Genomic DNA, 22,210 nt, shown 5'->3' with positions numbered 1-22,210 from the left:
GAAGCGCCCGCACGCACCACCCCATGAAAGGACTTGCCGCTCTTGGCTGACCACTACGAGGTCCTCGGCGTCTCCCGCGAGGCCACCCCCGACGAGATCAAGAAGGCCTACCGCCGGCTTGCGCGCGAACTGCACCCCGATGTGAACCCGGGGGCGGATGCGGCCGAACGCTTCAAGCTCGTCACCCACGCCTACGACGTGCTCTCGGACCCGCGTCAGCGCGAGCAGTACGACCTGGGCGGCCAGGGCGGGTTCAGCCAGGGCGGCTTCGGCGGCTTCGGCGACATCTTCGAGACCTTCTTCGGCGGGGGCGGGGGCAGACGCGGGGGCCGAAGAGCCGGCGCGAACGCGGACAGGATGCGCTGCTGCGCGTCGAGGTCGACCTCGACGAGGTGATCTTCGGCACCCACCGCGACCTGGAGGTCGACACGGCGATCGTGTGCGACACCTGCCACGGCTCCTGCTGCCAACCCGGCACCGCGCCCGTCACCTGCGACATCTGCCACGGCACCGGCTCCATCCAGCGTTCGGTGCGTTCGCTGCTCGGCAATGTGATGACGTCGAGCCCGTGCGGCACCTGCCGCGGCTACGGCACGATCATCGCCACCCCGTGCGTCACCTGCCAGGGTCAGGGCCGCGTGCGTGCGCGTCGCACGGTGCCCGTCGACATCCCCGCGGGCGTCGACACGGGCAACCGCATCCAGATGCCCGGTTCGGGCGAGGCGGGCCCGGCCGGCGGCCCGAACGGCGACCTGTACCTGGAGATCAAGGTGCGCGGCCACGAGGTCTTCAGTCGCAACGGCGACGACCTCCTCGCCACCCTCGAGGTCTCGATGCCGGATGCGGTGCTCGGCGCCACGGCGACGATCGAGGCCCTCGACGGCGACGTCGAGGTCGAGGTGAAGCCGGGCGTGCAGTCGGGCGAGATCATCACGGTGCGCGATCGCGGCATCACCAAGCTCCGCGGCTCCGGCCGCGGCGACCTCCGCATCGGCGTGCACGTCGTCACGCCGTCGAAGCTGTCGGGCAAGGAGCGCGAGCTCATCGAGCAGTTCCGCCGTGCGCAGAAGGCGCCCGCGCCGAAGCTCGCGCATTTCCAGCAGGGGCTGTTCGCCAAGCTCCGCGACAAGTTCCGGGCCTGAACGGGGCGCGCATGGCGAACCTCTACCTCGACGAATCGCTCGGCGACGGCATCCGCCCGGGCGACGCGGTCGAGCTCGCCGGCGACGAGGCGCGGCATGCGGCGACCGTCGCGCGCATCCGCGTCGGCGAGCAGGTCGCGATCGGCGACGGCCGGGGCACCATCGTGGACGGCGTCGTCGAATCCGTCGAGCCGAAACGCCTCACGGTCCGCGTCGTCTCGGTGCGGCGGGTGGATGCCCCGGGCACCCGCATCGTGCTCGTGCAGGCCCTGGCCAAGGGCGGCCGCGACGAGCTCGCCGTGCAGGCGGCCACCGAGCTCGGCGTCGACGAGATCGTGCCGTGGGCGGCCAGGCGCTCCGTCTCGCGCTGGGAGGGGCCGAAGGCCGCCAAGGGCCGGGAGCGCTGGGCATCCATCGCCCGCGAGGCGACGAAGCAGTCGATGCGGGCGTGGATGCCGGAGGTGCACCCGGTCGCCTCGACGCACGAACTGCCCGCGCTCCTCGCCGGCCGCCGCGTGCTGCTGCTCGAACCGACCGCATCCGCCCCCCTGGCGGGGCTCGAGCCCGACGGGCGCGAGCTCGTCCTCGTCGTCGGCCCCGAGGGAGGCATCGACCCGGGCGAGCTCGAGGCGCTCGGCGCGGCCGGCGCCGAAGCGGTGCGGCTCGGGCCGGAGGTGCTGCGCACCTCCACGGCCGGGCCGGCCGCGATCGCGGTGCTCGCCGCGCGGCTCGGCCGCTGGTGAGGCGGGCCCCCGGCCATAGGATGGAAGGCATGTCAGAACCCTCGGTGTTCAGCCGCATCATCGCCCGCGAGATCCCAGCCGACATCGTCTTCGAGGACGAGCGGTTGATCGCGTTCCGCGACATCGCGCCGAAGGCTCCCGTGCACATCGTCGTGACGCCGAAGACCGAGGCGTACCGCGACGTCGTCGAACTCGCCGCCGCCGACCCGGCGCTGCTGGCCGAGATGGTCGCCGCGGCGAAGCGGATCGCCGACGAGCAGGCCGACGGCGACTTCCGGCTCGTGTTCAACTCCGGCGCCGGCGCCGGCCAGACGGTGTTCCACGTGCACGCGCATGTGCTCGCCGGCGGGCTCGAGGAGGCCTCGCTTGGCGGAGTCTGAGATTCCGGGGTCCGAGGTCCGCCTGCACGTCGACGGCGTGCAGATGGTGCGGCTGCTCGGGCCGCAGGACCGGCTGCTGACCACGATCGAACGCGAGCACCCCGGCGTCGAGGTGCACGTGCGCGGCAACGAGATCGCCCTGCGCGGCGAGGCCGGCGAAGTGGAACGGGTGCGCCGGCTCGTCGAGGAGCTGCTCGAGCTCGTCCGCAGCGGGCAGGATCCGACGCCGACCGAGGTCGTCTCCAGCGACCGCATCCTCGACGCCGACCCCCGGGCGAAGCCGTCCGAGGTGCTCGGGCAGGTCATCCTCTCCAGCCGCGGCAAGAGCATCCGACCGCAGACCGCCGGGCAGCGCGACTACGTCGACGCGATCGACGAGCACACCATCGTCTTCGGCATCGGCCCGGCCGGCACCGGCAAGACCTACCTGGCGATGGCCAAGGCCGTGCAGGCGCTGCAGCGCAAAGAGGTCACCCGCATCATCCTCACCCGCCCGGCGGTCGAGGCCGGCGAACGCCTCGGCTTCCTGCCCGGCACCCTCACCGACAAGATCGACCCCTATCTCAGGCCGCTCTACGACGCCCTCAACGAGATGATGGATCCCGAGCTCGTCCCGAAGCTCCTGGCCACCGGCACCGTCGAGGTCGCGCCCCTGGCCTATATGCGCGGGCGCACCATCAACGACGCCTTCGTCATCCTCGACGAAGCGCAGAACACGACGCCAGAACAGATGAAGATGTTCCTCACCCGCCTCGGCTTCGGCTCGAAGATGGTCGTCACCGGCGATGTGACCCAGATCGACCTGCCCGGCGGGGCGTCCGGCCTCCGGCTCGTGACGCGCATCCTCGACCATGTCGACGACATCCACTTCGCCCGGCTCACGAGCGAGGACGTCGTCCGGCACAGCCTCGTCGGCCGCATCGTCGACGCCTACACCGACTACGACCAGCGCCAGCAGGCGGTGCGCTACGAACGCGAACAGGCGCGCGAGTTCGCCAACCGCGCCGAACGGCGCGGCAAGGGCACGCGCGACCACCTGCCGAGAAGAGGGACGAGCTCGTGAGCATCGAGATCAACAACGAATCGTCGATGGAGGTCGACGAGGCCGCCCTGCAGCGTCTCGCCGTCTACGCCCTCGACGCCATGCACGTCCACCCCGACGCCGAGCTGGCGATCGTGCTCGTCGACGAGGGTGCGATGGAGCAGCTGCACGTGCAGTGGATGGACGAGCCGGGCCCGACCGACGTGCTGAGCTTCCCGATGGACGAACTGCGCCCCGGCACCGAGGAGGAGCCGGCCCCGGCAGGCCTCCTCGGCGACATCGTGCTGTGCCCGCAGGTCGCCCAGAGCCAGGCCGAGACCGCCAAGCACTCCCTCACCGAGGAGCTGCTGCTGCTCACCACGCACGGCATCCTGCACCTGCTCGGCTTCGACCACGCCGAACCCGCCGAGGAGAAGGAGATGTTCGGCATCCAGCGCGACATCCTCGTCGGCTTCGCCATGCAGGAGCGACGACGCTGATGCTCGCCTGGTGGTTCTTCGGGGTCGCCTTCGTGCTCGTCGCGTTCGGCGGCCTCATGGCTGCCGTGGATTCGGCGATCGGGCAGGCCAGCCGTGCCGACCTCGTCGAGCTCGCCGAGCGATCCCGGGCCAAACGCTCCCTCCGCATGATCGCCGAAGACGCCGGCGCGCATGTGAACGCCGTGAACTTCGTGCGCATCGTCGTCGAGACGACCGCCGCCGTGCTCGTCACGATCGCGTTCTCCTCGCTCATCGAGAACGTCTGGCTCGTGCTGCTGGCCTCCGCCCTCATCATGACGGCCGTCTCCTTCGTGCTCGTCGGCGCGAGCCCGCGCAGCGTCGGCCGGGCGCACGCCGCGACCGTGCTCCGGCTCTCGGCGCCCGTTGTGCACTTCCTCCGTGTCATCATCGGCCCGCTCGCCAACGCGCTCGTCGCCCTCGGCAACCGGGTCACGCCCGGCCGGATCCGCTTCGCCGGCGTCTCGAGCGAGGCGCAGCTGCTCAGCATGGTCGACGAGGCGACCGAGCTCGAGGTGCTCGAGGAGGACGACCGCGAACTCATCCACTCGATCTTCGAATTCAACGAGACCGTCGTGCGCGAGGTGATGGTGCCGCGCACCGACATGATCACCATCGACCGCACCGAAGGGCTCGTGCCGGCGATGGCGCTGTTCCTGAAGGAGGGCTTCTCACGCATCCCCGTCATCGACGACGGCGACGCCGACGAGATCGCCGGCATCCTCTACCTGCGCGACCTCGCCAAACTCGGGTTCGAGCGGCCCCTCGCCGCCGAGACCATCACCGTCGGCGACCTCGTGCGCGAGGCCGTGTTCGTGCCCGAGTCGATGAAGGCCGACGCCCTGCTCCGGCAGATGCAGCAGCAGTCCAACCATCTCGCGATGGTCGTCGACGAATACGGCGGCATCGCCGGTCTCGTCACCCTCGAAGACCTCATCGAGGAGCTCGTCGGCGACATCTCCGACGAGTACGACCGCGAGGCGCCCGAGATCGAGGCCCTCGGCGACGGCCGGTACCGGGTCAGCGCCCGGCTCGCGATCGACGAGCTCGGAGAGCTCTTCGGCATCGAACTCGACGACGAGGACGTCGATTCGGTCGGCGGACTCGTCGCCAAGGAGCTCGGCCGGCTGCCGCAGAGCGGCGACCGGGTCCCAGCGAGCGGCCTCGTGCTCGAAGCCGAACGCACCGAGGGCCGCCGCAAACGCCTGTCGACCGTGATCGCCTGGCGCGACCAGGCGCTCATCGACGTGCAGCGCGCCTTCGCCGCCGAAACGCCCGACGACCCCGAAGATCGACCCGCCCGTCGCGAGGAGCGCCGCCATGCCTGAATCCCCCGAATCGTCCGTGCCCGAGTACCGTGCCGGATTCGCCTCGTTCGTGGGCCGCCCGAACGTCGGCAAATCGACCCTGACCAACGCCCTCGTGGGCGAGAAGGTCGCGATCACGAGCTCGAAACCGCAGACGACCCGACGGGCGATCCGCGGCATCGTCCACCGCCCGCAGGGCCAGCTCATCCTCGTCGACACCCCCGGCATCCACCGCCCCCGCACGCTGCTCGGCGAACGGCTGAACACCCTCGTGCAGTCCACCCTCGGCGACGTCGACGTCATCGCGCTCTGCGTGCCCGCCGACGAGAAGATCGGCCCCGGCGACCGCTTCATCAACGAGCAGCTCGACGATTTCCCGCGGGCCAAGAAGGTCGCCGTCGTCACGAAGACCGACCTGGCCGGCAAAGCCCGCGTCGCCGAGCAGCTGCTCGCCGTCTCCGAGCTGCGGGAGTGGGATGCGATCATCCCCGTGTCGGCGCCGCGCGGCGAGCAGCTCGACGTGCTCGCCGACGAGCTCATCGCGCTGCTGCCCCCGTCCGAGCAGCCGCTGTACCCGGCCGAGACCCTGACGGACGAGCAGACCGAGGAACGCATCGCCGAACTCGTGCGCGAGGCCGCCCTCGAAGGCGTCTCCGACGAACTGCCGCACTCGATCGCCGTCACGATCGACGACCTCGTCGAGCGCGAGGACAAGGACCTGCTGGAGGTGTACGCGAACCTCTTCGTCGAACGCGACAGCCAGAAGGGCATCATCATCGGCAAGGGCGGTGTGCGCCTCCGCGAGGTCGGCAGCGCGGCGCGCGCCCAGATCGAGGCGCTGCTCGGCCGGAAGGTCTTCCTCTCGATCCGCGTGAAGGTCGCCAAAGACTGGCAGCGCGACCCGAAGCAGCTCGGCCGGCTCGGGTTCTGAGACGGGCCCGGGCGGCCGGCAGGGGCGGCGGATCCCGCATACGACCGGAGGATGATTCCCGGGCCGGAGCGGCCGCCGCGCAGGAGCGGCCGCGTACGGTGGGAGGGTGAGCGTGCCTTCGGAGCCGGCCGGGCGGATCCCGCGATCGCAGCTCGTGGTCGACCTCGTCCTCGCGGGCGTGTTCGCGCTCGTCTGCCTGCCGTTCTCGCTGCACGCCTCGGCCGCGGGCCTGCTGCCCCTGGTCGCCTATACGGCCGCCCTCGGCGTCCGCCGCCTGCGGCCGGACCTCTCGCTCGCCCTGGCCTGGGCCGGAGCGCTGCTCACGATGGGGCTCATGCTGCCGCCGGCCCTCGCCGATTCCGCCGTGCTCGGCGTGCTGTACGCCAGTTCGGCGCACGGATCCCGCCGCGTGCGCTGGGCGGGCCTCGCCTCGGCGGTGCTCGGCGCCGTCGCCGCCGCCGTGTACCTCGGCGTCGTCCAGCTCGGCCTCGTCACCGACGGCGCCCCGCAGTCGGGGCTCGGGATGCTCATGTGGGGCACCCTCGTCTTCATCGCCTCGGTCTCCCTCTTCGCCCTGGCCTGGACGGCGGGCCTCGTGGTGCGCACCGTCCGCGCCTCGCGCGCCGCCAAACGCAACGAGGAACTGGCGCGCCGCGACCGGACCCTCGCCGAATACCGCATGGTCGTCGAACAGGAGCGTTCGCGCATCGCACGCGACATGCACGATGTCGTGGCCCATTCGCTCGCCGTCGTCATCGCCCAGGCCGACGGGGCCCGCTTCGCGGCGGCGGCCAAACCCGAAGCAGCCGTCGACGCCCTCGGCACGATCGCCGGTGTCGCCCGCGGCGCCCTCGGCGACGTGCGGATGCTGCTCGCCGAACTCCGCCACGACGAAGGGGGTGCACCGCAGCCCGTCATCGAGGACCTCGAGCTCCTGCTCGACCAGCTGCGCGCCGCCGGCCTCGACGTGCGGGCCGAAACGCACGGCGATCCCGTGGAACTGCCGACCGGCCACCAGATCGCCGTCTACCGCATCGTGCAGGAGGCCCTCACGAACGCGCTCCGCCACGGCGACACCGAGGAACCGGTCGAACTCCGCTTCGACTGGGACGGCGCAGGGGTGTCGGTGACCGTGGCGAGCGCGCTGAAGGAGGACGGACGGCAGCCGGGACCGCCGGGGGCGTTGCGCCACGGCATCCCGGGCATGCGAGAACGAGCGCAGCTGACCGGCGGCACCCTGCACGCCGAACCCGCCGGCGGGCGTTTCGTCGTCCGCGCCCGCATCCCCGCCAGATCCGGAAGGCAGCCCGCATGATCCGCGTCGCCCTCGTCGACGACCAGGCGCTCTTCCGCGCCGGTGTCCGCATGCTCGTCGAGTCGCAGCCCGACCTCGAGTTCGCCGGTGAGGCCGGCGACGGTCAGGAGGCGATCGGCCTGGCCGTACGCGGCCGGCCCGACGTCATGCTCATGGACGTGCGGATGCCGGTGCGCGACGGCATCCAGGCGACCGAGGCGATCCTGGCGGACGCCGCCGCAGCCGGCCGGACCCCGCCGCGGATCCTCGTGCTCACGACCTTCGACCTGGACGAGAACGCGGCGCGCGCGATCCGCGCCGGCGCGAGCGGTTTCGTGCTGAAGGACGCCGACCCCGAGTTCCTGCTCGCCGCGATCCGCACCGTGCACCGCGGCAACGCGGTCATCGCCGCGAACGCGACGCGCGAGCTCATCGCGCACGCCTCGCGCGGCTCGGGCCGGGCACCCGCGCCGGCATCGTGGGCGGATCTCACGCCCCGCGAGCGCGAGATCTTCCGCCTCGCGGCGCGCGGTCTCTCCAACGGCGAGATCGCCGCCACCGAGTTCCTGAGCGAAGCGACCGTGAAGACGCATGTGAGCCGCATCCTCGCCAAGCTCGGGCTCCGCGACCGTGTGCAGCTCGTCGTCTTCGCCTACGAGCACGAGCTGCCGGCCGCCGACTGAGCGCGGGTCATCCTGCAGGATGACGCGGATGCCGCCTCGCGGCCGACGCGCGACGCCGGACGAGCCGCATACCGTCGGAAGCATGCAGATCCAACCCTCCGACCTCGGCCTCATCGCCCGCGCCGTCGGCCTCACGAAGCGCTACGGCACCGCCGCGAACCCCGTCACCGCCCTCGACGACGTCTCCCTCGGTCTCCGCCGCGGCGAGTTCACCGCGATCATGGGCCCGTCGGGCTCCGGCAAGTCGACGCTCATGCACCTGCTCGCCGGCCTCGACCAGGCCACCGCGGGCGAGGTCTGGCTCGGCGACACCGACATCACCCGGCTCTCCGACAGCGCGCTGACGGTGCTGCGCCGCCGTCGCATCGGCTTCGTCTTCCAGTCGTTCAACCTCGTGCCCACCCTCGACATCGCCGGCAACATCCGGCTGCCGTTCGAGCTCGACGGCCGCAAACCCTCCGGCATCGAGCGGGCGTGGATCGACGAGCTCGTCGACACCCTCGGCCTGCGGGAGCGCCTCGGACACCGCCCGCACGAGCTCTCCGGCGGCCAGCAGCAGCGCGTGGCGATCGCCCGGGCCCTCGCGACCAAGCCCGACCTCGTCTTCGCCGACGAGCCGACGGGCAACCTCGATTCGCGCACGGGCCGCGAGGTCCTCGCGCTGCTCGCCTCGGCGGCGAGCCTGCACGGGCAGTCGATCGCGATGGTCACCCACGACCCCATCGCCGCCAGCCACGCCGACCGCATCCTGTACCTCTCCGACGGGCGGATCGTGCGCGATGCGCCCCGCTCTGCGCCCGAGGAGATCTCGGCGTACATGCTCGCGATGGAGGCGGCGGCGTGAAGACCCGGCTGCAGGACCACGGCCCCACCTTCCTCGTCGCGACCCTCTCGGCGGGCTTCGGCGTCGCGCTGCTGCAGGTGACCGGCATCCTCGCGGCCATCATGGCCGCCGACGATGTCACCGGTTCGAGCGCGACGGTGGCGACCATGCTGAACGTCATCGCCTTCGTGTTCATCGCCATCGCCGTCTACGTCGCCGCCGTCACCACCGCGAACACGGTCGCGACGGTCGTGGCCGGCCGCACCCGCGTGATCGCGTTGCTGCGCCTCATCGGGTCGAGCGCACGCGACCAGCGCAACGTGCTGGCCCGCGAGGGGCTCATCGTCGGCGTCGCCGGGGCGGTCGCCGGCGCGCTGATCGGCACGGCGGCGGCGTGGGGGATCGGGCAGGCGGGGGTGGCCGCCGAGGCGATCCCGGCCTACGAGTACGCCTATCTGCAGCCGATCCTCGTCGTGCCGATGGTCGCCGTCGCGGCGACGACGTGGCTGGCGGCGTGGACGGGGTCGCGTCGGGTGCTGGCCGTGCGGCCCGCGGAGGCGCTCGGCAACGCGACCGAGGCCTCGGGGGAGGAGCTCGGCCGCCGCACCGGCCGCACGGCCACCGGCATCGCGCTCATCGTCCTCGGCGTCCTCGCGCTGGCCGGCGGCGTGCTCGCCGGCCTCCTGCACCCGGGTGGCGTGCTCATCGGCGTCGTCGGCGGCATCCTCTCGTTCACCGGCATCGTCCTCGTCGCCGACCGCATCATGCCGCCCGTGCTGCGCGCGGTCGGCCGCTGGTTCGGCCGTTCGCCGTCGGCCAGGCTCGCCGCCGAGAACGCGGTGCGCCACCCCGAGCGGGCCACGCGCATGACGATCGGCCTCGTGATCGGCGTCACCCTCGTCACGATGTTCGGCGTCACGATGGAGTCGTACCGGCAGGCTCTGTACCTCGCGATGGACGACCAGGAGATCCTGCGCGAGGCGATCGGCCCCATGATCGACGGCACCGTCGCGGTCTTCTCGGCCCTCATCGGCTTCAGCGCGGTCATCGCCGCCGTCGGCCTCGTGAACACCCTCTCCGTCAGCGTCCTGCAGCGCACCCGCGAGATCGGGCTGCTGCGCGCCCTCGGCTTCGACCGGGCGCAGGTGCGGCTGATGATCCTCGCCGAGGCGGCCGCACTCACCGTCGCGGCCACGGCGACGGGCCTCGTGCTCGGGTTCGTCTACGGCTGGGCCGGTGCGCAGGCGATGCTCGGGTCGATGAACGGATCCCCCGAGCTCATCGCCCCGGGCATCCCATGGCCCATCATCTGGGTCGTGGTCGGCGCGGCGGTCGTGCTCACCGCCGTCGCCTCGCTCGCGCCGGCGCGCCGGGCCGGCCGCGTCTCGCCGGTCGTGGCGCTCGCCGTCGACTGACGGGCGTGCGGGGTGCGGATGCCGGTGCGCTCCGGCATCCGCACCCCGCACCCGCCGTCGGTGATTGACTGTGTGGATGACCGAGCTCCCGCGCCCGTACAACGAGAACCTGCGCCGCGATGAGGCCGCCGCCCGGGCGCGCATCGTGCGCACCCGCGACTACGACATCGACGTCGACTTCTCGGCCGCCGCAGACCCCGCGGTCGACACCTTCCCGGTGCGCACGCGCGTGCGTTTCGATGCGGAGACGGGCGCAAGCACCTTCCTCGACTACCTCGGCGCGCGCGTCGACTCCGTGACCCTGAACGGGGTCGAGCAGGATGTCGCGTCGATCCTCGACGGGGCGCGGATCGTGATCGGCCCGCTCGCGGAGCACAACGAGGTCGACATCGTCTCCGCGTCGATCTATTCGCGTTCGGGGGAGGGCGTGCACCGCTTCGTCGACCCGGCCGACGGGGCCGTCTACCTGTACTCGCAGAACGAGCCCGTCGACTGCCGGCGGATCTATCCGTGCTTCGACCAGCCCGATCTGAAGGCCCGGTTCCGGGTCGCGATCACCGCCGATACGTCCTGGCATGTCGCTGCGAACGGCGCGCTGGCCTCCGAGGAGCCTGCAGGGGCGGGCGCTTCCCGGCGCGTGTTCGCCGAGACCCTGCCGATGTCGACGTACATCACGACCTTCCTCGCCGGCCCGTACGCGGTGTGGCACGACGAGTACACCGGCCGTACCGCCTCCGGCGAGGAGGTGAGCGTGCCGCTGCGCATCTCGACGCGCGCGTCGCTGGCGCCGAGCATGGACGCCGACGAGGTGTTCGAGATCACCAGGCAGGGCCTGGACTGGTTCCACGACCGTTTCGACTCCGCATACCCCTGGGGCAAGTACGACCAGGTGTTCGTGCCCGAGTACAACCTCGGTGCGATGGAGAACCCGGGGCTGGTGACGTTCACGGAGAACTACGTGTTCACCTCGCCGGCGACGCAGTCGCAGCACGAGCAGCGCGCCAACACGATCCTGCACGAGATGTGCCACATGTGGTTCGGCGACCTCGTCACGATGCGCTGGTGGGACGACCTGTGGCTGAAGGAATCGTTCGCCGACTACGTGGGCACGCTCGCCGTCGACGAGGCGACCCGCTTCACGACGGCATGGACGGCGTTCGCCTCGAAGCGCAAGGCGTGGGCGTACCGGCAGGACCAGTATCCGACGACGCATCCCATCGTCGCCGACATCGTCGACCTCGAAGCGGCCGACCAGAACTTCGACGGCATCACCTATGCGAAGGGCGCGTCGGTGCTGCGGCAGCTGTCGGCCTTCGTCGGCGCCGAGGCGTTCTTCGCCGCAGCGCGCACGTACTTCGCGCGGCATGCGTGGGGCAACACGACGCTCGACGACTTCCTCGCGGCGCTCAGCGAGGCATCCGGGCGCGACATGCAGGGCTGGGCGGATGCCTGGCTCACCACCGCGGGCGTGAACCGGCTGCGCGTCGAGACGGTGCGCGAGGGCGGCGTCATCGCTTCGGCGCTGCTGCGGCAGGACGGCGTCGATCCGCGCACCGGTGAGACGGTGCTGCGCCCGCACGTGCTCCGCATCGGCGTCTACCGGCCGGAGGGGGAGGCGCCGGCCGGCTTCGAGGTCGCGATCGACGCCCGCATCGAGGGCGCCGAACTCGCCCTGCCCGCCCTTTCGGGCCTGCCGGTCGACCGGGTGCTGCTGCCGAACGACGGCGACCTGAGCTACGCGAAGATCGTGCCCGATACGCACGCCCTTGAGGTCGTGCTCACGGCGGGCCTCGAGGGCGAACTGGCGCGCGCCACGGCGTTCGCCGGGGTCTGGAACATGGTGCGCGACGGGGAGCTGGCCGTCGAGCGCTTCGCGGACGGGGTGATCGCCACCGGGCACCTCGTGACCGATCCCGGGGTGTTCGCGCAGCTGCTGCAGCAGGCCGGATCCGGCCTGGCCGCATACACCCCCGCTGAGACGCGGCAGGGCCGGCTCGAACACCTGGCCGGCTTCCTCGCCGATGCCGTGGCCGAGCGCCCGGAGCCCTCCGACCGGCGCACGGTGCTGCTGCGCACCCTGTTCGACGTGCTCGGGGAGGTGCGAACCCCGTCCGCGTCCCTGCTCGACCGTGTCGAACGTCGGCTCGAGGACCCGGGCTTCGGGCTCGGGGAGGAGCTCGCCTGGAGCGCCCGCGTCGTCCTCAGCGCCCACGGGCGCCTCGGCGAGGCCGCCCTGCGCGAGGCGCAGGCGTCAGCACCCACCGCGGTTTCGACCGTGGAGCTCACGCGGGCCCTGGCCGCACGCCCCGACGCCGCCGTGAAGGATGCCGCCCGCGAGGCCGCGTACACAGGGCGCGCGGCCGACGGCTCGGTCCTCTCGAACGACGGGCTGCAGGCGACGATCGACGGTCTCCGCATCGATCCGGGCGGAGTCGGCGCCGGCCACGAGGCCGAGTACTGGCAGCGCATCGAGGGGGTGTGGGCCGCGCAGAGCCAGGGTCAGGCGACGCGGGTGGTCACGGGCCTCTTCCCGGCGGATGCCGAACTCGCCGACGGCGATGCGGCGACGCATCCATTCGCCGTCGCCGCGCGGGGCTGGCTGGCCGCGAGCCGCGAGGCGCCCCGGGCGCTCCGCCGGATCGTGATCGAGCGGCTGGACGATCTCGAGCGCCGGCTGCGGGCCCAGGCCGTGCCGCGCTGAGCGGCCGCGGGCCGCACGGCGGTGCCGGCCGGCGTCGGCATCCCGGCCGATGGTGGTAGCCTGACCTCGTGCTTCACGGCCTGCTTCTCCTTCGCTGCCGCAGCGAGTCCTCGTTCTAAGGCCTCCCTCGCTGCGGAGTTCCGCCGTCGGCTGACATTTTTCGACTGAAGCGAGAAGAGCACATGCAGAACACCCAGAAGCCGTCCCCGATGCCCGTGCACCGGTACCGTCCGTTCCACGAGCAGATCCGCGTCGAGCTGCCGGACCGCACCTGGCCCGACCGCCGCATCGAGGTCGCCCCGCGCTGGTGCGCCGTCGACCTCCGAGACGGCAACCAGGCCCTCATCGACCCGATGAGCCCCGAGCGCAAGCGCATCATGTTCGAACTGCTCGTGAAGATGGGCTACAAGGAGATCGAGGTCGGCTTCCCGAGCGCGAGCCAGACCGACTTCGACTTCGTCCGCACCCTCATCGACGACGGGCTGATCCCCGACGACGTCACCATCCAGGTGCTCACTCAGGCCCGCGACCACCTCATCGAGCGCACCTACGAGGCGATCCGCGGCGCCAAGCAGGCGATCGTGCATCTCTACAACTCGACGAGCATCCTGCAGCGGGAGGTCGTCTTCCGCAGCGATCGGCAGGGCATCGTCGACATCGCCCTGCACGGCGCCCGGAAGTGCCGCGAGATGGAGGCGAGCGTGCCCGGCACGACCGTCTACTACGAGTACTCGCCCGAGAGCTATACGGGCACCGAGCTCGAGTTCGCCGTCGACATCTGCAACCAGGTGCTCGAGGTCTTCGAGCCCACTCCCGAACGCAAGGTCATCATCAACCTGCCGGCCACCGTCGAGATGGCCACGCCGAACGTGTACGCCGACTCCATCGAGTGGATGAACCGTCATCTCGCCCACCGCGAGAACGTCATCCTCTCGCTGCACCCGCACAACGACCGCGGCACGGCGGTCGCGGCAGCCGAGCTCGGCTACCAGGCCGGGGCCGACCGCATCGAGGGGTGCCTCTTCGGCAACGGCGAGCGCACCGGCAACGTCGACCTCGTCGCGCTCGGCATCAACCTGTTCACGCAGGGCATCGACCCGCAGATCGACTTCTCGAACCTCGACGAAATCAAGCGCACCGCCGAGTACTGCAATCAGCTGCCGGTGCCCGAGCGGAGCCCCTGGGCCGGCGACCTCGTCTACACGGCGTTCTCGGGATCGCATCAGGATGCGATCAAGAAGGGCTTCGAGGCGATGGAGGCCCGTGCGGCCGAGACGGGCGTGCCCGTCGACCAGGCCGAGTGGGCGGTGCCGTACCTGCCCGTCGACCCGAAGGATCTGGGGCGCAGCTACGAGGCCGTCATCCGGGTCAACTCGCAGTCCGGCAAGGGCGGCGTCGCCTACCTGCTGAAGGCCGATCACGCCCTCGAGCTGCCGCGGCGTCTGCAGATCGAGTTCTCGGGCGTCGTGCAGGCCAAGACCGACGCGGAGGGCGGCGAGGTCACGAGCGAGGAGATCTGGCGCGTCTTCACCGACGAGTACCTGCCGGCTCCCGCCGAGCGCCCCGACGAGAAGTGGGGCCGCTTCGAACTGTTGTCGCTGAAGACCGAGAACGAGCTGACCGGCGAGGTGCGCGTCGACGTGGGCCTGCGCGACGGGGAGGTCTCGGTGGATGCCGTGGGCACCGGCAACGGGCCGATCGCCGCCTTCGTGGCGGTGCTGAACGGGGCCGGGGTGGATGTGCGCGTGCTCGACTACGCCGAGCACGCGCTCTCGGCCGGAGGCGACGCGGTCGCCGCCGCCTACGTCGAATGCCAGGTCGAGGGCCGCACCCTCTGGGGTGTGGGGGTGGATGCCGACATCGCGACCGCATCGCTGAAGGCGATCGTGTCGGCCGTCAATCGCGCCCGCCGCACGGCGCGGGGCGCCGAGCCGGCGTTCGAGGCCGTCGGCGCCTGAGGCGCCGGCCCGGACGACGGGCGGTCACGCGCGGCGCCACACGCGCCACCCCGAGATCGCCCGTTGTTCGGGCAGGCTCCACCCCCAGCGCACCGAACCGAGCCGGATGAGCGTGGTCACGACGACGCAGGCGATGCCGGCGATGAGCATCGGCACGCCGAAGGCGACGAGCACGACGATGAGGATCGTGCCGACGGCGGCCGCGACGGCGTAGAGCGAGCCGACGTGCATGAGCGCGATCGGCAGGTTCAGCGCGATGTCGCGCAGGATGGATCCGCCGACTGCGGAGGCGACGCCGACGAACACGGCCGGCACCACGGGCACGCCCCAGGCGAGCGCTTTCGTCGTGCCGATCGCGCCGAAGGCGCCGATCGTGAGCGCGTCGAGCACGATGATGAGGCCGTTCAGCCGGTTGAAGATCCGGAACAGGAGCATGCCGAAGAGGGCGGCGCCGGTCGCCGTCGGCAGGTACCAGTTGTTCTGCACCATCGCCGGCAGCTGGTTGATGAGGAGGTCGCGCAGCAGGCCGCCGCCGAGGGCGACGAGCACGCCGATGAGGCCGATGCCGAGCAGGTCGATCTGCCGTTCCGTGAGCCGTGCGGCGAACATGGCGCCCTGGATGCCGCCGACGGCGACCGCGGTGAGCTCGAGCCACAGCGGGATCGTGAAGAGCGCGGAGGATTCCACGGCACCAGTGAACCACGCGGGGCGGGCGCGGCCCGGCATCCACACCCGGATGCCGGTGGGAGAATCGAAGGGTGCCCGTGTACCGAGATGAAGCCGTCGTGCTGCGCACCCACAAGCTGGGCGAAGCCGATCGCATCCTCACGCTCCTCACCCGGCGCCACGGCAAGGTGCGCGCGGTGGCCAAGGGGGTGCGCCGCACGGGCTCGAAGTTCGGCGCGAGGCTCGAACCGTTCATGGTCGCCGACCTGCAGCTGTACGAGGGCCGCAGCCTCGACGTGGTGACGCAGGCCGAGTCGCTCGGCTCCTACGGGGCGGCGATCACGCAGGACTACGCGGCGTATGCGGCCGCGAACGCGATGGTCGAGGCCGCCGACCGCGTCACCGAGGCGGAAGGTTCGCTGCAGCAGTATCTGCTGCTCGTCGGCGCCCTGCGTTCCCTCGCGCGCGGCGAGCACGGGCCGACGCTCACCCTCGACTCCTATCTGCTGCGCTCCCTCGCCCTCGCCGGCTGGGCGCCGTCGTTCCAGGACTGCGCCCGCTGCGGCCGGCCGGGGGAGCACGAGGCGGTCGTCGTGCAGCTCGGCGGCATCGTCTGCGCCGAGTGCGCCCCGCCCGGCTCGCCCCGCATCGACCGCGGAACGGTCGCCCTGCTGGGGGCGCTGCTCGCCGGCGACTGGGGCTTCGCCGAGGCGGCCGCGAAGCGCGACCGCGACCAGGCGTCGGGCATCGTCGCCGCCTACACCCAGTGGCACCTCGAGCGGGGCCTCCGCTCGCTGCCGCACGTTCCGAGAGAGACCCCTGCGTGAGCCCCTACACCCACCCGGATGCGGTGCCGTTCCGCCCCCTCGACTGGACGGGCATCCACCCCCCGAAGCTTCCGAAAGGCGCCGTACCCCAGCATGTCGCCGTCGTCATGGACGGCAACGGGCGCTGGGCGAACCGCAAGGGCCTGACCCGCATCGAAGGGCACAAGGCGGGCGAGGCGGCCCTGCTCGACGTCGTCGCCGGCGCGATCCAGATCGGCGTGAAGCATCTGTCGGTGTACGCGTTCTCGACCGAGAACTGGAAGCGCAGCCCCGAGGAGGTGCGCTTCCTCATGGGCTACAACCGCGACGTGCTGCACCGCCGCCGCGATCAGCTGAACGAGTGGGGGGTGCGGATCCGCTGGGCCGGGCGGCGCCCCAGGCTCTGGAAGTCGGTGATCGACGAGCTGCGCTTCGCCGAACGCCTGACGGCCGGCAACAGCACCCTGACCCTCACGATGTGCGTGAACTACGGCGGCCGGAACGAGATCACGGACGCGGTGCGCTCGATCGCCGACGACGTCGCCGCCGGGCGCCTGAAGCCCTCGGCGGTCTCGGAGAAGCTCATCGCGCGCCGCCTGTACGTGCCGGAGCTGCCGGATGTGGATCTCTTCGTGCGCAGCTCGGGCGAGCAGCGCACCTCGAACTTCATGCTGTGGCAGTCGGCGTACGCCGAGATGGTCTTCCTCGACACCCTCTGGCCCGATTTCACCCGCGAGGACCTGTGGGAGGCGATCGGCGTGTACGCCTCGCGCAACCGCCGCTTCGGGGGAGCGGTGGACGCCCCGGCGGTGTGACGCATCCGCGTCGCGTGACGTAAACGCGTCGCTGTCGGAATACCGGTTGACACCTTCGGGCCAGGGGGGGAGTATTGCTTCGCCGATCAGAAGATCGATTCATGCAACTCCAAGAGCGGCAATCATGCTTTCAGGTTCACGGGCGAGTCGGGCCGGCATGAAGGTGTCTGCGATCATCCTTGCGGGAGGACTGCTCTCGCTCACGGCACTCATTGTCGGACCGAGCCGTGCACATGCCGAAGATATGTCGCCATTGGGAGCCTGCGATACCAGCGGCATCTATCGAGAAGTCACTTCAAGTTCGAGTGCGTGGAAAGGGCTGAGCCCGACGTACCATTCGATCAACAATACAAATGTGCCCAACACGGTAACCTTCAAGGCATCGGCCGGTGGATCGATGTCGGCAAGCGTGTCAGGTCCGGTTGAGGGCGGCGTGAGCGGTGCACTCATCACCGCCAAGGCTTCCGTCTCATCCTCGATCACGACGAGCGTCTCCTACAGCACGTCCTTCTCCACTACCTATACGGTTGCCGCTGGCCGGACAGGGTATGCGCAGATCGGGACGAACGCCTATACCGTGCGCTTCAAGAACACGCGGTACAACGCGAACTGTGTGAAGCAAACGCTCTCCACGGGGACACTCACGGCACCTACATCGGTTGGCTGGAAGACTTGGCTCGGATGAATTCTCGAGCCTGGGGGTGCGTAGCAGCGGTGATGGCCGGTTCGGTACTATTGGTCGGATGCACATCGCCGTCGCAAGAACCTCAGGAATCGCGTGATTCGGGACGCCTTTCGGCGGCACCGAGTTCAGTTGGAGGCGTGACCCATTACCAGCCGGATCTCGAAGGGCAGCGCGTTCGCGGCTTTCTGGATGATGTCGTTGGAAGTGCGATAGTAGGCCAGTACCCCGTCCAAAAAGACATCGTCCATGTCTATCTGACATGTGTGGGCGAAGGTGAGATCCGGATCGAGATAGACCCTATTGGAGTCTTCCCGCTCGACTGCGCTGCAACGGGTGTAGCGTCCGCGAACCAGTTCGAAGTTTCTTCGATCCCCGAGTTCACACTTCGTGTCGAAGGGAGTCCGGAGCAGCGGTGGGCCGTGACGATCGCCGAGTAGCGGAAAGCGAGTCGACCTCGATCGCGGCCGTTGGATGAGCCGGGAATACGTTCGCATGGATCGCCGTTGGACACAGGCGTGACTGACCCCATCAAGATCGACATCTGGTCCGATATCGCCTGCCCGTGGTGCTACATCGGCAAGCGCCACCTCGAGGCGGGCATCGCCGGCCTCGGCGAGAACGCCCCCGACATCGAGATCGAGTACCACTCCTTCGAGCTCGCCCCCGACACCCCGGTGGACTTCGAGGGCAGCGAGATCGACTTCCTCGCCGCGCACAAGGGCATGCCCGAGGAGCAGGTGCGCCAGATGCTCGGTCATGTGTCGGGCGTCGCGAAGGCCGCCGGCCTCGACTACGACTTCGATGCGCTGAAGCACACGAAGACGCTGAAGGCCCACGAACTGCTGCACTTCGCGAAGGAGCACGGCGCCCAGCTCGCGCTGAAGGAGCGGCTGCTCAGCGCCTACTTCACCGAGGGCGGTCACGTCGGCCGCATCGACGAGCTCGTCGGCTTCGCGGCCGAGGTCGGGCTCGATGCGGATGCCGCACGCGAGGCCCTCGAATCCGGTCGTTACGCCGCCGCCGTGCAGGCCGATATCGCCCAGGCCGGCGCGTACGGCATCCAGGGTGTGCCGTTCTTCGTCTTCGACGGCAAGTACGGCGTCTCGGGCGCCCAGCCGGCCGAGGTCTTCGGCCAGGTCATCACGCAGGTCGGCGCCGAGCGCAGCGGTGAGGCCGCGTGAGCGCCGAGCAGGGCCCCGCGGTGGATGCCGCAGCGCCGGCCGCGGCCCCCGCACCGTTCACGGTGCTCGCCGGCGACCCGCAGGCGATGGTCTGCGAGGGCGACGTCTGCTTCATCCCGGAGCCGCCCGCCGGGCGGTCGGGGGCCGCTACTCCGGCTCGCTGATGTCGGCGACGGTCGCTTCGAGCGCGGCGATCAGCCGGCCTGCGTCGACGAACGCGCTGTAGCCGTGGGCGCCTGCGCCCATCGAGACGCGACGGCCGGCGATCGACACGTCGGCGACGACGGGCCAGGCGGTCGTCGAACCGAGCGGGGTGATCGTGCCGCGTTCGTAGCCGGTGGCGGCCAGCGCGAGGGCGGCGTCGGGCAGCTGCAGCTTGTTGACGCCGAGCAGGGTTCGCAGCTTCGGCCAGCTGATCTTCCGCCCGCCGGGCACGAGGGCGAACACGAAGGTGTCGTCGCTGCGTTTCAGCACGAGGGACTTCACGATGTCGGCCGGTTCGATGCCGAGCAGGGCCGCCGCTTCGGCGAGGCTTCCCGCTGCCGGCCGTTCGACGATTTCGATCTCGAGGCCGCGCGAGGCGGCATCCGCCCGCACCCGTTCGACGCCGCTCGGCTGCTCCTCGGCCATCCACGCCTCCTTCGACAGGGAAAGACTAACCGCGCACGGCCCGCACTCGGCCGGAATCTGGGAGAATCGAGGGGATATGCCAGAGACCATGACCCGACCCGTGAGCCCGATCTCGATCGGCGGGCTCTCCCTCGACGTGCCCGTCGTGCTCGCCCCGATGGCGGGGATCACGAACACGGCGTTCCGGCGCCTGTGCCGCGAGTACGGCGCGGGCCTGTACGTGAGCGAGATGATCACGAGCCGGGCCCTCGTCGAGCGCACCCCGGAGTCGATGCGGCTGATCACGCATCACGAGTCGGAGACGCCGCGTTCGATCCAGTTGTACGGGGTCGACCCGAAGACGGTGGCCGATGCGGTGACGCTGCTCGTCGCCGAGGATCGCGCCGATCATATCGATCTGAACTTCGGGTGCCCGGTGCCGAAGGTGACGCGCAAGGGCGGGGGAGCGGCCCTGCCGTGGAAGACGGAGCTGTTCCGCGGCATCGTCGAGGGCGCCGTGCGTGCCGCCGGCGACATTCCGCTCACGGTGAAGATGCGCAAGGGCATCGACGCCGACCATCTGACGTATCTGGAGGCGGGCCGCATCGCCGAGGGCGCCGGGGCCGCCGCAGTCGCGCTGCACGCGCGCACGGCGAGCGAGTTCTATTCGGGCCAGGCCGACTGGTCGGCGATCCGGGCGCTCAAGGAGACGGTCACGAGCATCCCGGTGCTCGGCAACGGCGACATCTGGTCGGCCGACGACGCCTTGCGCATGCTGGCCGAGACGGGCGCCGACGGGGTCGTGGTGGGGCGTGGATGCCTCGGGCGGCCGTGGCTGTTCGGCGATCTCGCGGGGGCGTTCACGGGCGAGCCGCGGAAGGCGGAGCCGACGCTCGGCGAGGTCGCCGATGCGTTCCGGCGGCATGCGGAGCTGCTCGTGGAGTTCTTCGATTCGGAGATCCGCGGGTGTCGCGACATCCGCAAGCACGTCGCCTGGTATTTCAAGGGCTATCCGGTCGGCGGCGAGCTGCGGGCCCGGCTCGCCACGGTCGAGTCGCTCGCCGAGCTCGACGAGCTGCTCGGTACGCTCGACCGTTCGACGCCGTACCCGGGGGAGGGTGCCGAGGGCCCGCGCGGTCGCGCGGGCACCCCGAAGACGCCGGCGCTGCCGGAGGGCTGGCTCGCCTCCCGCGAACTCGCCGGCGGCGACCGGACGACGCTCGTCGACGCGGAGCTGGACACCAGTGGCGGCTGAAGCGCGCGCGTCGGCCTACACGGGCTTCGACGCCGAGCGCCGGCTGCCCGAGGAGCACTTCACACCCCGGAGCGACTTCGCGCGCGACCGCGGCCGCCTGCTGCATTCGAGCGCCCTCCGGCGTCTCGCGGCGAAGACGCAGGTGCTGAGCCCGACCGCGGGCCTCGATTTCGCCCGCAACCGGCTCACGCACTCGCTCGAGGTCGCTCAGGTGGGCCGTGAGCTCGGCGAGAGCCTCGGCCTCGACCCGGACGTGGTCGATACTGCCTGCCTCGCGCACGACCTCGGGCATCCGCCGTTCGGGCACAACGGCGAGCGGGCGCTGAACGAGTGGGCCGCCGATATCGGCGGCTTCGAGGGCAATGCGCAGACGCTCCGCCTCCTCACCCGCCTCGAACCGAAGGTCTTCGGGCCCGACGGCACGAGCTACGGCCTGAACCTCACCCGGGCGAGCCTCGACGCCAGCTGCAAGTACCCGTGGCCGGCCGATTCGTCGGTGGCCGACCCGAGCGGGCGCGCCAAGTACGGCTTCTTCCGCGACGACGTCGAGGTATTCGAGTGGATGCGGCGGGGCGCCCCGCCCCGGGTGCGCTGCATCGAGGCGCAGGTCATGGACCTCTCCGACGACATCGCCTACTCGGTGCACGACTTCGAGGACGCGATCGTGAACGGCTACATCGACCCGGCGGCGCTGACGGCGCGCAGCGACCACGACGCCCTCGTTCGCGGCATGCTCGACTGGATCGGCGACGAGGTGCCCGAGGACGAGCTGCTGGCCGCCTTCGACCGCCTCGACGGACTCGACGGCTGGCTCGGCGGCTGGTCGGGGTCGCGCGAGGAGCTCGCCGCGCTGAAGAACCTGACGAGCCAGCTGATCGGCCGCTTCGTGCACGGCGCCGAGGCCGCGACCCGCGAGGCGTATCCGCAGACGCAGCTGGCCCGCTTCGGCGCGTCGATCGTCGTTCCGCCCGAGGTCTCCGCCGAGATCGCCGTGCTGAAGGGGATCGTCGCCACGCATGTGATGTCGCGCAACACCCGCCAGCCGATCTACGCCGAGCAGCGCGTGGTGCTGGCGGGCCTGGCCGAGGTGCTCTCCGAGACCGGCGCCGCGCACCTCGACCCCGGTTTCGCGGCCGACTGGCGTGCCGCCGCCGACGATGCCGCCCGCACACGCGTCATCGTCGATCAGGTCGCCAGCCTCACCGACCAGTCGGCGCTCGCCTGGTACGAACGCCTCGTCCGGCACTGAGCCTCGTCCGGCACTGAGCCTCGTCCGG

General features: G+C 70.8%; 22 protein-coding genes and 1 pseudogene. 20 read left to right on the top strand and 3 right to left on the bottom strand.

Features of this window, described 5'->3' with window-relative positions; translation table 11 throughout:
- Positions 1–42 precede the first annotated feature (42 nt).
- The 13 genes and pseudogenes from dnaJ (at position 43) to leuA (ending at position 14,916) form a co-directional block, all read left to right on the top strand.
- Positions 43–1,142: pseudogene (dnaJ, locus tag G127AT_RS00965) on the top strand (molecular chaperone DnaJ).
- An 11-nt stretch (positions 1,143–1,153) separates the two neighbouring features.
- Complete coding sequence (locus G127AT_RS00960; protein ID WP_210898922.1) at positions 1,154–1,885, top strand: 16S rRNA (uracil(1498)-N(3))-methyltransferase; 732 nt, start codon at positions 1,154–1,156, stop codon at positions 1,883–1,885.
- A gap of 29 nt (positions 1,886–1,914) precedes the next feature.
- Positions 1,915–2,265: an HIT domain-containing protein gene (locus tag G127AT_RS00955; protein ID WP_210898920.1), complete on the top strand. Its 351-nt coding sequence runs from the start codon at positions 1,915–1,917 to the stop codon at positions 2,263–2,265.
- A 43-nt stretch (positions 2,266–2,308) separates the two neighbouring features.
- The gene (locus G127AT_RS00950; protein ID WP_244857845.1) at positions 2,309–3,328 is read left to right on the top strand and encodes a PhoH family protein; all 1,020 of its coding nucleotides are present in this window, start codon (positions 2,309–2,311) and stop codon (positions 3,326–3,328) included.
- Positions 3,325–3,786 (top strand): rRNA maturation RNase YbeY, encoded by a 462-nt coding sequence (gene ybeY / locus G127AT_RS00945; RefSeq protein ID WP_210898917.1) that lies wholly within the window; start codon positions 3,325–3,327, stop codon positions 3,784–3,786. The genes G127AT_RS00950 and ybeY overlap by 4 nt, the downstream gene beginning before the upstream one ends.
- Positions 3,786–5,132 carry a hemolysin family protein gene (locus tag G127AT_RS00940; RefSeq protein ID WP_210898916.1) on the top strand — a complete coding sequence of 449 codons (1,347 nt, stop codon included), beginning with the start codon at positions 3,786–3,788 and terminating at the stop codon, positions 5,130–5,132. The genes ybeY and G127AT_RS00940 overlap by 1 nt, the downstream gene beginning before the upstream one ends.
- Positions 5,125–6,042, top strand: a complete 918-nt coding sequence (era, locus tag G127AT_RS00935; RefSeq protein WP_210898910.1) for a GTPase Era — start codon at positions 5,125–5,127, stop codon at positions 6,040–6,042. Before G127AT_RS00940 ends, era begins: the two co-directional genes overlap by 8 nt.
- Positions 6,043–6,148: 106 nt before the next feature.
- On the top strand, positions 6,149–7,357 hold the full coding sequence (locus G127AT_RS00930) for a sensor histidine kinase (protein WP_244857668.1): 1,209 nt from the start codon (positions 6,149–6,151) through the stop codon (positions 7,355–7,357).
- The gene (locus tag G127AT_RS00925) at positions 7,354–8,019 is read left to right on the top strand and encodes a response regulator (protein ID WP_210898908.1); all 666 of its coding nucleotides are present in this window, start codon (positions 7,354–7,356) and stop codon (positions 8,017–8,019) included. Before G127AT_RS00930 ends, G127AT_RS00925 begins: the two co-directional genes overlap by 4 nt.
- An 82-nt stretch (positions 8,020–8,101) precedes the next feature.
- The gene (locus G127AT_RS00920; protein ID WP_210898906.1) at positions 8,102–8,863 is read left to right on the top strand and encodes an ABC transporter ATP-binding protein; all 762 of its coding nucleotides are present in this window, start codon (positions 8,102–8,104) and stop codon (positions 8,861–8,863) included.
- A complete protein-coding gene (locus G127AT_RS00915; protein WP_244857667.1) occupies positions 8,860–10,257 on the top strand; it encodes an ABC transporter permease in 1,398 nt (465 codons plus the stop codon). Before G127AT_RS00920 ends, G127AT_RS00915 begins: the two co-directional genes overlap by 4 nt.
- Before the next feature lie 76 nt (positions 10,258–10,333).
- Positions 10,334–12,958, top strand: a complete 2,625-nt coding sequence (gene pepN / locus G127AT_RS00910; protein WP_210898903.1) for an aminopeptidase N — start codon at positions 10,334–10,336, stop codon at positions 12,956–12,958.
- A gap of 182 nt (positions 12,959–13,140) precedes the next feature.
- Positions 13,141–14,916 (top strand): 2-isopropylmalate synthase, encoded by a 1,776-nt coding sequence (gene leuA, locus G127AT_RS00905; RefSeq protein ID WP_210898901.1) that lies wholly within the window; start codon positions 13,141–13,143, stop codon positions 14,914–14,916.
- 24 nt (positions 14,917–14,940) lie between these two features.
- On the opposite strand, the gene G127AT_RS00900 is transcribed toward leuA, so the two are convergent.
- Positions 14,941–15,642 carry a trimeric intracellular cation channel family protein gene (locus G127AT_RS00900; RefSeq protein WP_210898898.1) on the bottom strand — a complete coding sequence of 234 codons (702 nt, stop codon included), beginning with the start codon at positions 15,640–15,642 and terminating at the stop codon, positions 14,941–14,943.
- A gap of 32 nt (positions 15,643–15,674) precedes the next feature.
- Here G127AT_RS00900 and recO point away from each other — a divergent pair, with 32 nt between their 5' ends.
- Positions 15,675–16,409, top strand: a complete 735-nt coding sequence (recO, locus tag G127AT_RS00895; RefSeq protein ID WP_210898896.1) for a DNA repair protein RecO — start codon at positions 15,675–15,677, stop codon at positions 16,407–16,409.
- On the top strand, positions 16,406–17,203 hold the full coding sequence (locus G127AT_RS00890; RefSeq protein WP_210898893.1) for an isoprenyl transferase: 798 nt from the start codon (positions 16,406–16,408) through the stop codon (positions 17,201–17,203). Before recO ends, G127AT_RS00890 begins: the two co-directional genes overlap by 4 nt.
- Positions 17,204–17,482: 279 nt before the next feature.
- Here the strand turns inward: G127AT_RS00890 and G127AT_RS00885 are convergent, their stop codons facing one another.
- A complete protein-coding gene (locus G127AT_RS00885) occupies positions 17,483–17,686 on the bottom strand; it encodes a hypothetical protein (protein WP_210898891.1) in 204 nt (67 codons plus the stop codon).
- 339 nt (positions 17,687–18,025) lie between these two features.
- Here G127AT_RS00885 and G127AT_RS00880 point away from each other — a divergent pair, with 339 nt between their 5' ends.
- From G127AT_RS00880 to G127AT_RS00870, 3 genes are all read left to right on the top strand, one after another.
- Positions 18,026–18,325, top strand: a complete 300-nt coding sequence (locus G127AT_RS00880; RefSeq protein WP_210898890.1) for a hypothetical protein — start codon at positions 18,026–18,028, stop codon at positions 18,323–18,325.
- Positions 18,326–18,403: 78 nt separating this feature from the next.
- The gene (locus G127AT_RS00875) at positions 18,404–19,069 is read left to right on the top strand and encodes a DsbA family oxidoreductase (protein ID WP_210898888.1); all 666 of its coding nucleotides are present in this window, start codon (positions 18,404–18,406) and stop codon (positions 19,067–19,069) included.
- Positions 19,066–19,233, top strand: a complete 168-nt coding sequence (locus G127AT_RS00870; protein WP_210898886.1) for a hypothetical protein — start codon at positions 19,066–19,068, stop codon at positions 19,231–19,233. Before G127AT_RS00875 ends, G127AT_RS00870 begins: the two co-directional genes overlap by 4 nt.
- Here the strand turns inward: G127AT_RS00870 and G127AT_RS00865 are convergent.
- Positions 19,217–19,699, bottom strand: coding sequence for an aminoacyl-tRNA deacylase (locus G127AT_RS00865; RefSeq protein WP_210898884.1), 483 nt, complete (start codon positions 19,697–19,699; stop codon positions 19,217–19,219). The genes G127AT_RS00870 and G127AT_RS00865 overlap by 17 nt on opposite strands.
- Positions 19,700–19,787: 88 nt before the next feature.
- On the opposite strand from G127AT_RS00865, the gene dusB reads away from it, so the two are divergent.
- Together dusB and G127AT_RS00855 are read left to right on the top strand one after the other, a co-directional pair.
- A complete protein-coding gene (dusB, locus tag G127AT_RS00860) occupies positions 19,788–20,933 on the top strand; it encodes a tRNA dihydrouridine synthase DusB (RefSeq protein WP_210898882.1) in 1,146 nt (381 codons plus the stop codon).
- Entirely contained in the window at positions 20,923–22,182 is a 1,260-nt protein-coding gene (locus tag G127AT_RS00855) for a deoxyguanosinetriphosphate triphosphohydrolase (protein WP_210898880.1), read from the top strand. The genes dusB and G127AT_RS00855 overlap by 11 nt, the downstream gene beginning before the upstream one ends.
- Positions 22,183–22,210 lie beyond the last annotated feature (28 nt).

Origin of the sequence: Agromyces archimandritae (assembly GCF_018024495.1) — a bacterium.
GTDB lineage: Bacteria > Actinomycetota > Actinomycetes > Actinomycetales > Microbacteriaceae > Agromyces > Agromyces archimandritae.
This window is presented reverse-complemented; position numbering and strand designations above follow the sequence as displayed.

Bases quoted from the DNA above. Each gene is read 5' to 3' on its own strand.
- G127AT_RS00960 (WP_210898922.1), top strand. From the start codon at position 1,154: ATGGCGAACCTCTACCTCGACGAATCGCTCGGCGACGGCATCCGCCCG.
- G127AT_RS00955 (WP_210898920.1), top strand. From the start codon at position 1,915: ATGTCAGAACCCTCGGTGTTCAGCCGCATCATCGCCCGCGAGATCCCA.
- G127AT_RS00950 (WP_244857845.1), top strand. From the start codon at position 2,309: ATGGTGCGGCTGCTCGGGCCGCAGGACCGGCTGCTGACCACGATCGAA.
- G127AT_RS00940 (WP_210898916.1), top strand. From the start codon at position 3,786: ATGCTCGCCTGGTGGTTCTTCGGGGTCGCCTTCGTGCTCGTCGCGTTC.
- era (WP_210898910.1), top strand. From the start codon at position 5,125: ATGCCTGAATCCCCCGAATCGTCCGTGCCCGAGTACCGTGCCGGATTC.
- G127AT_RS00925 (WP_210898908.1), top strand. From the start codon at position 7,354: ATGATCCGCGTCGCCCTCGTCGACGACCAGGCGCTCTTCCGCGCCGGT.
- G127AT_RS00920 (WP_210898906.1), top strand. From the start codon at position 8,102: ATGCAGATCCAACCCTCCGACCTCGGCCTCATCGCCCGCGCCGTCGGC.
- pepN (WP_210898903.1), top strand. From the start codon at position 10,334: ATGACCGAGCTCCCGCGCCCGTACAACGAGAACCTGCGCCGCGATGAG.
- leuA (WP_210898901.1), top strand. From the start codon at position 13,141: ATGCAGAACACCCAGAAGCCGTCCCCGATGCCCGTGCACCGGTACCGT.
- G127AT_RS00900 (WP_210898898.1), bottom strand. From the start codon at position 15,642: ATGCCGGGCCGCGCCCGCCCCGCGTGGTTCACTGGTGCCGTGGAATCC.
- G127AT_RS00865 (WP_210898884.1), bottom strand. From the start codon at position 19,699: ATGGCCGAGGAGCAGCCGAGCGGCGTCGAACGGGTGCGGGCGGATGCC.
- dusB (WP_210898882.1), top strand. From the start codon at position 19,788: ATGACCCGACCCGTGAGCCCGATCTCGATCGGCGGGCTCTCCCTCGAC.